The sequence below is a fragment of the Rathayibacter sp. AY1D5 genome (assembly GCF_002932515.1).
Lineage (GTDB): Bacteria > Actinomycetota > Actinomycetes > Actinomycetales > Microbacteriaceae > Rathayibacter.
Genome location: NZ_PSVU01000072.1, coordinates 1 through 11,842, shown reverse-complemented (window position 1 = coordinate 11,842; position 11,842 = coordinate 1). Strand labels below are relative to the sequence as shown.

Sequence of the window (11,842 nt, the reverse complement as noted above, 5' to 3'; positions counted from 1 at the left end):
AACCAGGCCTCCAGCGCCGGTCCCGTCCGGTCCTCGTACACGCCGGAGGCGGCACGGGTGGAGGCGACGACCGCCACCGCCCGCCGCGTCACGGGGTTCACTGGGGGGAGACGCCCGACGGGCGCGGGACGGAGGCGCGGCATGGACCTGAACACGATCCAGCGCGTCCGGGTGGTGCGCGAGCGCTCCGAGCTGGCGGGCCGCGGGCCGCGCTCAGCGGTCATCGGAGGCGGCTCCTGGGTGTTCTCCCTCCCCCACGACCACCTCGACGAGCTCCTCGACCTGCAGGGATTCGCGTGGGAGCCGATCGTGCGCACGGACGCCGGGCTCTCGATTGCAGCGACCTGCACGCTCAGCGAGCTCGCCGCGATGCCCGACGCGGGCGACACCGCCCATCCGCTCTTCTTCCAGTGCTGCACGGCCCTGCTGGGCTCCTTCAAGATCTGGAACGTCGCCACTGTCGGCGGCAACATCGCCAACGCCCTGCCCGCAGGACCGATGATCAGCCTCGCCGCCGCGCTCGACGCCACCGCCCTCGTCTGGCGGGCCGACGGCTCGGACGTCGCCGTGCCGGTCGCCGAGCTCGTGACCGGCAACATGACCACTTCCCTGGCCCAGGACGACGTCATCCGCTCGATCGAGTTCCCGCTCTCCTCCCTCCGGGCGCGCACCGCGTTCCGCAAGACGGCGCTCTCCCCTCTCGGACGCTCCGGCGCCGTCGTCATCGGCCGCCTCGACACCGACGGCGCGTTCGTGCTCACGATCACCGCGGCGACCGTCCGGCCGGAGCGGCTCCGCTTCGCCGCCGTTCCCTCCTCGGCCGAGCTCGCCGCGGCCGTCGACGGCGTCGCGACCTGGTTCACCGACCCGCACGGAGCCGCCGACTGGCGCCACGCCGTCGTCCGCGTGCTCGCCGAGGAGATCCGCACCGAGCTGACCGGAGGCGCCCGATGAGGTTCACCGTCAACGGGGAGCCGGTCGACGCCTCCCCCCGCCCCGGCCAGGTGCTGCGCACCCTCCTCCGCGACCACGAGCACTTCGAGGTGAAGAAGGGGTGCGACGCCGGTGACTGCGGCGCCTGCTCCGTCCTCGTCGACGGGACGCCGTTCCACTCCTGCCTCTACCCCGCCCACCGCGTCGAGGGGCGCGAGGTGACGACAGCGGCCGGCCTCGGCACGCCCGAGGAGCCGAGCGCGGTGCAGGAGGCGTTCGTCGAGGCCGGCGCGTTCCAGTGCGGCTTCTGTACGGCCGGCATGGTGGTCACGGCCACGGCGCTCGACGGAGTCCGCGCCGAGGACGTGCCGCGGCTGATGAAGGGCAACCTCTGCCGGTGCACGGGCTACCGCCCCATCCGCGAGGCCGTGACGGGCGCCTGCGCGTCCGGGCACGGCGCGCACGCGGCCGAGCCGTCCGGCGCGGATCGCACGGAGGCCCCGGTCCGCGGACGGCACGCGGCCCCGCCGTCGGGTCTCACCCCCGTCCGCCGCACCGGTCGCCCGTCGGCCGAGGAGTCCCGGGTCGGCCGCTCGCTCGGCGCGCCCGCCGGCCGGCGGATCGTCCAGGGCCGCGAGCCGTTCACCCTCGACGTCGCCGTGCCCGGCCTGCTGCACCTGAAGGTCGTCCAGAGCCCGCACGCCCACGCGCGCATCCGCTCGATCGACACGGCCGCCGCCTGCGCGATGCCGGGCGTCGTCGCGGTCCTCACCGCCGAGGACGTCCCCGACGTCCTCTACTCCACCGCCCGCCACGAGTCCCGGCTCGACGACCCGGACGACACTCGCATGCTCGACACCGTCGTCCGGTTCCGCGGGCAGCGCGTGGCCGTGGTGGTCGCGGAGTCGGTGGCCGAGGCGGAGGCGGCCTGCCGCGCCGTCGAGGTCGACTACGAGGTGCTGCCCGCCGTCTTCGACCCGGAGGAGGCGCGCTCGGCCGGCGCGCCGCTCCTGCACGCCGACAAGGATCCGATCGCCTCGCGCATCGCCCGGCCGGAGGCGAACGTCGTCGCGGAGCTCCACGGAGAGTACGGCGACGTGGCCGCCGGACTCGCGGAGGCCGACGTGGTCGTCGAGGGCCGGTACTCGACCTCCCGGGTCGCGCACACGGCGCTCGAGACCCACGGCACTATCGGCTGGCTCGAGGGCGGAGAGCTGGTGCTGCGGACCTCGACGCAGGTGCCCTTCCTCGTGCGCGACGAGATCGCGCGCCTGTTCGACCGCGATCCGTCGACCGTCCGCGTCTTCACGGCACGGGTGGGCGGCGGCTTCGGCGGCAAGCAGGAGATCCTGACGGAGGACGTCGTCGCCCTCGCCGTGCTCGCCACCGGCCGGCCCGTGCAGTTCGAGTTCACCCGGAGCGACGAGTTCACGATGGCCCCCTGCCGACACCCGATGCGGGTCGGCGTCACGCTCGGCGCCCGGCGCGACGGACGGCTGACCGCCCTCGCCGTGGACGTGCTCTCGGACACCGGCGCCTACGGCAATCACGGGCCCGGCGTGATGTTCCACGGCACCTCGGAGTCGGTCGCCGTCTACAGCGCGCCCAGCAAGCGCGTCGACGCGCAGGCCGTCTACACGAACAACCTCCCCTCGGGGGCGTTCCGCGGCTACGGCCTCGGGCAGGTGATCTTCGCCATCGAGTCGGCGATGGACGATCTCGCCCGCGAGCTCGGGATCGACCCGTTCGAGCTGCGGCGGATCAACGCGGTGCGCCCGGGCGAGCCGCTGGTGGTCACGCACGTCGAGGGCGACGACATCGGCTTCGCCTCCTACGGGCTCGACCAGTGCCTCGACCTCACCGAGGCGGCACTGGCCGGCGGCGGCTCCCCCGCCCCCGACGGACCGGGGTGGCGGACAGGGCAGGGCACGGCACTGGCGATGATCGCCACCATCCCACCGCGGGGCCACTTCTCGGAGGCGACCGTCACCGTCGACGCCGAGGGCGTGCTGACCATCGGCGTCGGCACGGCCGAGTTCGGCAACGGGACGACCACCGTGCATACGCAGCTGGTCGCGAGCGCCTTCCATGCCTCGGCCGACCGGGTGCGGATCCGCCAGTCCGACACGGACGCGGCCCGCTACGACACCGGAGCGTTCGGCAGCGCCGGCACGGTCGTCGCGGGCAAGGCCGTCCACTCGGCCGCGACGCGCCTCCTCGCCGAGCTGCAGGCGCTCGCCAAGCGGCTGACCGGGCACGACGAGACCTTCGAGCCCGACGACGAGGGCCTGCTCGCTCCGGACGGCACCCGGGTCGCGTTCGCCGATCTGGTCCGTGCGGCCGGCGGACCGGTCACCGCGACCGGGAGCGAGGACGGCGCTCAGCGCTCGCTCGCGTTCAACGTCCAGGGCTTCCGCGTCGCGGTGCACGAGCCGACGGGCGAGGTGCGGATCCTGCAGTCGGTGCAGGCGGCCGACGCCGGCTTCGTGATCAACCCGGCGCAGTGCCGCGGGCAGGTCGAGGGCGGAGTGGCGCAGGCGATCGGCTCGGCGCTGTACGAGGAGGTGATCCTCGACGGCGAGGGCACCGTGACCACGGCGATCCTCCGGAACTACCACATCCCGCAGATGGCGGACGTGCCCGAGACCGAGGTGCTCTTCGCGGACACCGCCGACGAGCTCGGGCCGTTCGGCGCGAAGTCGATGAGCGAGGCGCCCTACAACCCGGTCGCCCCCGCACTCGCCAACGCCGTCCGCGACGCGATCGGCGTGCGGCCGACCGAGCTGCCGCTCTCCCGCGACCGGATCTGGCGGCTCCTGCACCCGGACGCCGCCCCGGTCGCGACCGTCGAGGCGGAGGCGCCGCCCGGTTGAACGACGACGGGCTGAGCGCCGATCGGCTGCCGCAGCTCAGACGCGCGACGCCAGCTCCGTGCTCGCGCGGGCGACCTCGCGGGCGATCGCGTCCTCGTCCGCGTTCACCAGCCGTCCCTCCCGCACCGTCGGGCGACCCTGCACCAGGAGCAGGCTCAGCGGGGGCTGCGCTCCGAGTGCGAGCGCCGCGACCGGGTCCGCGATGCCCGCGTGCTCGATCCCGTCGATCCGCCAGAGCGCGAGGTCGGCGAGCTTGCCGACCTCGATCGAGCCGATCTCGTCCTGCCGGCCGAGCACCCGGGCCCCGCCGATGGTGGCGACCGAGAGCGCCTGCCGGGCGCTCATCCGGTCGGCGCCGGCGCGCAGGCGGTTCATCAGCACCGCGGCGCGGATCTCGGAGCCGAGCTGACCGGACTCGTTCGACGCCGCGCCGTCCACGCCGAGGCCGACCGGGGCTCCCGCAGCCAGCAGCTGCGGGATCGGCGCGATGCCCGCCGCGAGCCGGCCGTTCGAGGACGGGCAGTGCGCGACTCCGGTGCCCGTGGCCGCGAACTTCGCGATCGCGTCGGCGTCGAGGTGGACGCAGTGCGCCATCCAGACGTCGTCCCCGAGCCAGCCGAGCGACTCCAGGTGGTCGGTGGGCGAGAGGCCGAACGCCTCCCGCGTGTAGGCGTCCTCCTCCACGGTCTCGGAGCCGTGGGTGTGCAGCCGGACCCCGAGCTGACGGGCGAGGACGGCCGACTCGCGCAGCAGGTCGGTGGTCACCGAGAAGGGCGAGCACGGGGCGACCGCGACCCGCACCATCGCGTCGGCGGAGGCGTCGTGGTACCGCTGGACCGCCTCTCCACTGGCCTGGAGCGCGGCCGCCGTGGTCTCGACGGCGAAGTCCGGCGGGAGGCCGCCCCGGGACTCGCCGAGGTCCATCGACCCGCGGGTCGCGTGCAGCCGGAGGCCGAGGGTGCCGGCCGCGTCGACGATGCCGCCGACGATGTCGCCGGAGCCCCGCGGGAAAACGTAGTGGTGGTCGGCGACGGTGCTGCAGCCGGACCGGGCGAGGACGCCCATCGCGCCGAGGGCGGCGGAGCGGGTCAGGTCGGCGTCGATGCGGGACCAGGCGGGGTAGAGCGCGACGAGCCAGTCGAAGAGGATCGAGTCCTGCGCCCAGCCGCGGGTGAGCCACTGGTAGAGGTGGTGGTGCGTGTTGACGAGCCCGGGAGTGAGCAGGTGGCCGCGGCCGTCGACCCGCGTGAGCGCGATCGCCTCCTGCGCCGGCAGGCCCGTCGGGGACCGTCCGTCGAGGGCCCACGCCGGAGGGTCGCCGGCTCCGACGGCGACGATGCGGGAGTCGTCGACGACGACGTGGCCGACGGGGTGCTCGGTCCCGTGCGCGTCGACGGTGGCGACGTGGGCTCCGGTGAGGACGTGGCGCTGCATGCCCCGAGCATGGCAGCGCGGTGTTTCGCGGCCGTTTCCCGCCGGAGTGCGAGCAGGCCGGCGCGATCACGACGGCGCGCCGTCAGGGGAGGACGTGCGGCTCAGCGCGCCGCGTGGATCGGGCCCGAGCGCCCCGCGAGCGGCTCCCCGGACGTCCCCGTGCGCGCGGCGAGGACCTCCGCGAGGATCGACACGGCCGTCTCCTCCGGCGTCGACGCGCCGATGTCCAGGCCGATCGGCGAGTGCAGGCGGGCGAGCGCCTCCTCCGTCACTCCCGCCTCGCGCAGCAGCCGCAGCCGCCGCTCGTGGGTGCGCCGCGATCCCATCGCGCCGACGTAGACGACCGGGAGCGCGAGCGCGGTCTCGAGCAGCGGGATGTCGAACTTCTCGTCGTGCGTGAGCACCGCGATCACGGTGCGCGAGTCGACCTCGGCGCGGGCGAGGTGGTCGGACGGCCACTCGACGACGACCTCGTCCGCGCCCGGGAAGCGCTCGGCGGTCGCGAACACCGGACGCGCGTCGCAGACGGTCACGCGGTAGCCGAGCAGGGCGCCGGCGGAGCAGAGCGCGGCGGAGAAGTCGACGGCGCCGTAGATCAGCAGGCGCGGCCGCTCGGCGTGCACGACGTAGGCGACCTCGAGCTCGGCCCCCCGGCAGGCGGTCTCGACCGTGGCCGAGCGGCCGGAGGCCAGGCGCGCCTCGCGCTCGGCGAGGATGCGGCGGGCCGTGTCCTCGTCCAGGTGCGGGCCGACGACGTCCTGGAGGCGCGTCGCTCCGGTGAGGACGAGGCCGATCAGCTCCTCCGGGCCGCCGACGACGATCGCCAGCGCGGCCGAGCGGCCGGCGCGGGCGGCGCGCAGCTCGGCGAGGACCGCGGTGGAGCCGGAGTCGACGACCTGGCCGAACACGCGCAGCTGCCCCCCGCAGGACAGGCCCGCGGCGAAGGCCGCCTCGTCGTCGAAGCCGAAGTGCTCGGACGCGCTGCCCGAGGTGCCGAGCACCTCCTGGGCCAGCGCGTACGCCTGCGCCTCGACGCAGCCGCCGGAGATCGAGCCGATCGCGCGCCCCTCCGCGTCCACCGCCATCGAGGACCCGAGAGCGCGGGGAGCCGAGCCGAAGACGTGCGTGACCGTGACGACCGCGACGCTCCCGCCCGCCTCGACGCGCTCGAGCAGGGGGTCGGCGATGTCGAGCACGACGGCCTCCTCTTCTCGGACGGGAGGCGACGGCGCCGGGGCTGCGGGGAGGCCGGGCGGAGCCGCCGACGGGCGCTCACACGCAGGAAACATGCCGAGTATAGGGTCGATCCATGCCTGACGACGCTCCCTTCCTCGACCTCGTGATCCGCGCCTCCGACGTGCTGACCGAGAACGGCCGGCGTCCGGCCAGCATCGCGATCGCCGAGGGCCTGATCGTCGCGGTCGGCGAGCGGGACGCCCCCTGGCGGACCACGGAGGAGATCGTCCTCCCCGAGGGTCAGGTCCTGATCCCGGGGATCGTCGACACCCACGTGCACGTCAACGAGCCGGGCCGCACGGAGTGGGAGGGCTTCGCCTCCGCCACCCGCGCGGCCGCCGCCGGGGGCGTCACCACGATCATCGACATGCCGCTGAACTCGATCCCGCCGACCACCACGGTGGCGGGGCTCGAGGCCAAGCGCGCGGCCGCCGGGCCGCAGGCGCAGGTGGACGTCGGCTTCTGGGGCGGGGCGATCCCCTCGAACCTCGGCACGCTGCGCGAGCTCCACGACGCGGGCGTCTTCGGCTTCAAGTGCTTCCTCTCACCGAGCGGAGTGGACGAGTTCCCGCACCTGAGCCGGGAGCAGCTCGTCGAGGCGATGCGCGAGATCGCCGCCTTCGACGGACTGCTGATCGTGCACGCCGAGGACCCGGCCGAACTGGAGGCGAGCGCGCTGGAGCCCGGCGCCTCCTACGGCGCGTTCGTCGACTCCCGCCCGCCCGCCTCCGAGCGCAGCGCGATCCTGCACGTGATCGAGGCCGTCCGCGAGACCGGCTGCCGCGCGCACATCCTGCACCTCTCCTCCGCCGACGCGCTGCCGCTCCTGCGCGAGGCGAAGGCCGAGGGGCTGCCGATCTCCGCCGAGACCTGCCCGCACTACCTCACCTTCGACGCCGGCTCGATCCCCGACGGCGGCACGCAGTTCAAGTGCTGCCCGCCGATCCGCGACGAGCGCAATCGCGAGCAGCTCTGGAAGGGGCTGCTCGACGGGACGATCGACATCATCGCCTCGGACCACTCCCCCGCCACCGCCGAGCTGAAGCTCCCCGCCGGCGGCGATTTCGGCGTCGCCTGGGGCGGGATCTCGGGACTCGAGCTGAGCTTCCGCGCGGTCTGGACCGGGGCCCGCGAGCGGGGCATCCCGCTCGAGCAGGTCGTCGCCTGGATGTCCACGGCGACCGCCGCGTTCGCCGGGCTCGGCCAGAAGGGCCTGCTGCACGCGGGGTCCGACGCCGACCTGGTCGCGTTCGACCCGGAGGCGCAGTGGCGCGTGGACGTCGACGCCCTCTCGCACCGGAACCCCGTCTCGGCCTACGAGGGCCGCGTCCTCCGCGGCGCCGTCGCCGCCACCTGGGTGGGCGGCCGACGCGTCACCGCCGAGACGGTCCCGCCCGCCGGGCGCCTCCTCACCCGCCCCTGACCTCGATCCGCCGATCCCCCGCCTCCACGACGACACCTCGGGGGGCTCCACGGCTCACGCCGACCGCCGCCGTGTCATCGGCAGGTTTCGAGCGTGTGAACGGAGGCGGGTCGGAGCCGCGGAGCGGGCGGATCGAACAAGACTCGGAGTCCCGGCGGCGGCTCCTCGGGATGCTCCGCCGGTGCGCGGAGCCCCCGGCAGGCGCGAGGCTGGCAGACGGGCTCGCAGGAGCCGCGAGCAGGACGGGCACCACCGCGTGACCGGGCCCGGCCGCACGGAACGGACAGGAGCGGACATGTCGATCATCCTCGGGGACCACCAGTACGGGAAGGCCGAGAACCGCGTCGTGCGGATCTACCGCGAGACCCCGCGGCACGAGATCCACGACGTCAACGTCTCCACGGCCCTCCGCGGCGACTTCGAGGCCGCGCACCGAGAGGGCGACCAGTCGGCCGTCCTGCCCACGGACACGCAGAAGCAGACGGCGTACGCCTTCGCCAAGGAGAAGGGCCTGCGCTCGATCGAGCCCTACGGCCTCGAGCTGGCCCGCCACTTCGTCGACGGCTACGAGCCCGTCCACGGCGCCCGCATCGAGATCGAGGAGTTCGCCTGGGAGCGCGTGCTGGTGGACGGGCGCGAGCACGACCACACCTGGGTCCGGAAGGGCCAGGAGACGCGGATCGCGTCGGTCACGGTCGAGGGCTCGGGCGACGAGCGGCGGATCTGGATCACCGGCGGCTTCAAGGACCTCACGATCCTGAAGTCCACGGGGAGCGAGTTCCACGGCTTCCTCACCGACCCGTACACGGTCCTCCAGCCGACGAACGACCGGGTGATGGCGACCTCGCTGGTCGCGAAGTGGCGCTTCGCCCTGAGCGAGGACGAGATCGCGGCGATGGACTGGGAGGCGGTCTACGCGGGCGTCAAGGCGCTCATGACGAGCCGCTTCGCGACCGTGCACTCCCTCGCCCTCCAGCAGACGCTCTTCGAGATGGGGAAGGCGGTCCTGGAGGAGTACCCGCAGATCGTCGAGATCCGTCTCTCCGCGCCGAACAAGCACCACTTCGTCTACGACCTCTCGCCCTTCGGCGTCGAGAACGACAACGAGGTCTTCCACGCCGCCGACCGCCCCTACGGGCTGATCCAGGCGAGCGTCACCCGCGACGACGCGCCGCCCGCGGGATCCGCCTGGACCGCCTACACGGGCCTGGTGTGACCGGCGCCGGGGGCGTCCACCGGGGCACGTGCTGCACGTCGCCGGGGGTGCGACGCTCGCGACCGCGCGGGAGTCGCTGGTGTCGATCCCGGACGGCGCTCTCGCCGTGGACGAGGACGGCACGATCGCCTGGGTCGGTCCGTACCGCGAGCTGCCGGACCGCTTCGCGCTCCTGCCGGTCTCCGGCGACGCCGCGTCGGTCCTGCTGCCCGGCTTCGTCGACGCGCACGTGCACTTCCCCCAGACGTTCTCGACCGACGGCTTCGGCGGCGGCCAGCTGCTCGAGTGGCTCGACCGGACGGTGTTCCCCTCGGAGGCGCGGCTCGCCGACCCGGAGTTCGCCGACGTCGTCGCGCGAGCCTTCACCCGGCGGCGGGTGGCCGCGGGCACGACCGCCGCGATGGTCTTCGGCTCCGCGTTCCCGGCCGCGCAGGACGCCCTGTTCGAGCGCAGCCGCGAGGCGGGGCTGCGGATCGTGTCGGGGCGCGGCATCCAGACCACGGGCCCGGCCTCGGCGGCTCCCCTGATCACCTCCGAGGAGGAGGCGCTGACGCTCGCGTCGGAGGAGATCGACCGCTGGCACGGGAGGGACCCGCTCCTGCAGGTCGCGCTCGTCCCGCGGTTCTCGCTGTCCGTCACTCCCCGGACCCTCGGAGCGCTCGGCGACCTCTACGACGACGTCCGCGGACGCGGCGTCTACGTGCACAGCCACCTCAACGAGAACGACCGGCCCGGCGACGGCGAGATCGCCGCCGTGCTCGGCGCGTACGGCACCCGCAGCTACCTCGACACCTACGACGGGCTCTTCCTGCCCGGCTCCGCGCGCGGCGGCTCCTCCCTCCTCGGGCCGCGCACGATCCTCGCTCACGCCGTGCACTGCCAGGACGCGGAGCTGCACCGGATGGAGGAGACCGGCACCTCGATCGCCCACTGCCCGACCTCGCAGCAGTTCCTCGGCTCCGGCACCATGCCCTGGCGCCGGACCGTCGCCTCGGGGGTCACCGTCGCCCTCGGCTCGGACGTGGGCGCGGGCGACGAGTGGCTGCTGGCGCGAGTGGCGAACGACGCCTTCAAGGTGCACCTCTCGGAGCCCGGCGACGCGGCCGTCGCCCTGCATCCGGCCGAGCTCCTGTTCACGGCGACGCTCGCCGGCGCGCGGGCGCTCGACCAGGAGGAGCGGTTCGGCAGCCTCGACCCCGGGAAGGACGCGGACTTCCTCCGCATCGAGCCCGACCGGTGGGAGCCGCTCGCCGACGTCCTCGCCCACGGGATCCGCGCGGACGACGAGGAGGAGGCGACGGCCCAGCTGCTCTTCGCCCTGCTGATGACCCTGCGCGAGCCGGCGATCGCCGCGGTGCACGTCCGGGGCAGGCGGATCGTGGTTCCGGAGTGACGGGGCCGGCCCGGGCGGCGCGGTGCGGACCGCGCGCACCCGGCCGTCAGCGCAGGCGCAGCGCCAGGAACAGGTCGGCGCGGTCCGCGGTGTCCGACAGGTCGCGCTGCGTCAGCTCCTCCACCCTCGCGATGCGGTACCGCACCGTGTTCAGGTGCAGGTGCGTCTGCTCCGCCGTGCGCACCCACGAGCCGCCGCAGTCGAGGAACGCCGCGAGCGTGGCGACCAGCTGCGAGCCGTAGCGCGCGTCGTGCTCGACGAGCCGCCCGAGCACCAGCTCGACGAACACTGAGCGCAGGTGGTCGGGGACCGCGCTCAGCAGCTGCACGGCGGAGGTGACCTCCCCGGAGTCGCTGACCCGCACCGGAGCGTCGTCGCCCGGAGAGCCCGGCAGCAGCATCCCGTAGCGTGCCGAGCGGAGGGCGCCGCCGAGCGCGGGCAGCGGAGTCGCGGCGCTCGTCCCGACGCGCAGCACGGCGCCCGGCCACGCGGCTCCCGCTCGTCGCAGCGCCGAGGTGACGACGGCGAGCGGATCCGCGCCGGTGGGGATCGCATCGGTCGCCTCGGTGGGCAGCACCGCCACCGCGCAGCCCTGGGCGTCGCGTCCGACCACGGCGCGGCCCAGGTGCGCGGCGGCGTCGACCAGGACACGGCGCGCCAGGTCCGGGGGCGCGTCGCCCTCGAACTCGGCGGCGACCACGGCGCACCGCCCGGCGCCGCCGAGTCCGAGCTGCCGCAGGTACACCGCGGCCTCGGGCTGCTCGCTGTCCTCCTCCACGAGCTCGAGCAGGCGGTCGGCGAGAGCGGAGTCGGCCGAGAGCGCTGCCTCCCGCTGCAGCCGGTAGACCCCCACGACTCCGGCGAGCTCCGTCACGGCGTCGAGTACTGCGGCGGGCCAGTCGTTCCAGTCGCCCCCGACGACGACCAGCCAGGAGGTGGCGCGGTGCTCGCCCGCGCCTGCGACGGTGAGGACCGACAGGGCGCCGCCGCGGGCGTCCGCGAGCACGACCGGGCTGCGCCGGGCCGTGAGCGCCGCGTGCACGACCCGCTCGATCTCCCCCAGCCCCAGGGGCGAGGCGGAGGCCGCGGTCCGGCCGGTCGCGGTCAGCACCGACACGGGGAGTCCGAGCTCGCGCGAGGTGCGCGTGACGAGCTCGTCGAGCTGCTGCCCCCGGTAGACCTCGGTCAGCAGCTCCCGCTGGCGGGCGAGGGCGGCCGTCAGCCGGGCCACGCGGTCGCCGGCGAGGGGCTGCTGGGCTCCGTGCCGGACGACCTCGTCGTCGCCTGCCGCGAGCACGACGTCCCGCTGATCGCCGTGCCGGCCGACGTGTCGT

8 protein-coding genes are annotated in these 11,842 nt (G+C 74.6%); 5 read left to right on the top strand and 3 right to left on the bottom strand.

The window, feature by feature from the left end; translation table 11 throughout:
- The first annotated feature begins 141 nt into the window (after positions 1 to 141).
- Positions 142 to 954, top strand: a complete 813-nt coding sequence (locus C5C82_RS16045; RefSeq protein WP_104328941.1) for an FAD binding domain-containing protein — start codon at positions 142 to 144, stop codon at positions 952 to 954.
- Positions 951 to 3,806 carry a molybdopterin cofactor-binding domain-containing protein gene (locus C5C82_RS16040; protein WP_104355361.1) on the top strand — a complete coding sequence of 952 codons (2,856 nt, stop codon included), beginning with the start codon at positions 951 to 953 and terminating at the stop codon, positions 3,804 to 3,806. The genes C5C82_RS16045 and C5C82_RS16040 overlap by 4 nt, the downstream gene beginning before the upstream one ends.
- Before the next feature lie 36 nt (positions 3,807 to 3,842).
- Here the strand turns inward: C5C82_RS16040 and C5C82_RS16035 are convergent, their stop codons facing one another.
- Both C5C82_RS16035 and C5C82_RS16030 read right to left on the bottom strand, forming a co-directional pair.
- Entirely contained in the window at positions 3,843 to 5,240 is a 1,398-nt protein-coding gene (locus C5C82_RS16035; protein ID WP_104355360.1) for an 8-oxoguanine deaminase, read from the bottom strand.
- Positions 5,241 to 5,341: 101 nt separating this feature from the next.
- The gene (locus C5C82_RS16030; protein ID WP_181134466.1) at positions 5,342 to 6,436 is read right to left on the bottom strand and encodes an XdhC family protein; all 1,095 of its coding nucleotides are present in this window, start codon (positions 6,434 to 6,436) and stop codon (positions 5,342 to 5,344) included.
- 113 nt (positions 6,437 to 6,549) lie between these two features.
- Between C5C82_RS16030 and allB the strand changes: the two genes are divergently transcribed.
- From allB to C5C82_RS16015, 3 genes are all read left to right on the top strand, one after another.
- Complete coding sequence (gene allB / locus C5C82_RS16025; protein ID WP_104283542.1) at positions 6,550 to 7,899, top strand: allantoinase AllB; 1,350 nt, start codon at positions 6,550 to 6,552, stop codon at positions 7,897 to 7,899.
- Positions 7,900 to 8,194: 295 nt separating this feature from the next.
- Entirely contained in the window at positions 8,195 to 9,115 is a 921-nt protein-coding gene (pucL, locus tag C5C82_RS16020; protein ID WP_104234587.1) for a factor-independent urate hydroxylase, read from the top strand.
- A 28-nt stretch (positions 9,116 to 9,143) separates the two neighbouring features.
- A complete protein-coding gene (locus C5C82_RS16015; protein WP_104355358.1) occupies positions 9,144 to 10,508 on the top strand; it encodes an amidohydrolase family protein in 1,365 nt (454 codons plus the stop codon).
- Positions 10,509 to 10,554: 46 nt separating this feature from the next.
- Here C5C82_RS16015 and C5C82_RS16010 read toward each other — a convergent pair.
- A partial coding sequence (locus C5C82_RS16010) for a CdaR family transcriptional regulator (RefSeq protein ID WP_219814856.1) occupies positions 10,555 to 11,842 on the bottom strand: 1,288 nt, incomplete at its 5' end.

Excerpts from the sequence above, each read along its gene's own strand:
- C5C82_RS16045 (WP_104328941.1), top strand. The coding sequence starts at position 142 with ATGGACCTGAACACGATCCAGCGCGTCCGGGTGGTGCGCGAGCGCTCC.
- C5C82_RS16040 (WP_104355361.1), top strand. The coding sequence starts at position 951 with ATGAGGTTCACCGTCAACGGGGAGCCGGTCGACGCCTCCCCCCGCCCC.
- C5C82_RS16035 (WP_104355360.1), bottom strand. The coding sequence starts at position 5,240 with ATGCAGCGCCACGTCCTCACCGGAGCCCACGTCGCCACCGTCGACGCG.
- allB (WP_104283542.1), top strand. The coding sequence starts at position 6,550 with ATGCCTGACGACGCTCCCTTCCTCGACCTCGTGATCCGCGCCTCCGAC.
- pucL (WP_104234587.1), top strand. The coding sequence starts at position 8,195 with ATGTCGATCATCCTCGGGGACCACCAGTACGGGAAGGCCGAGAACCGC.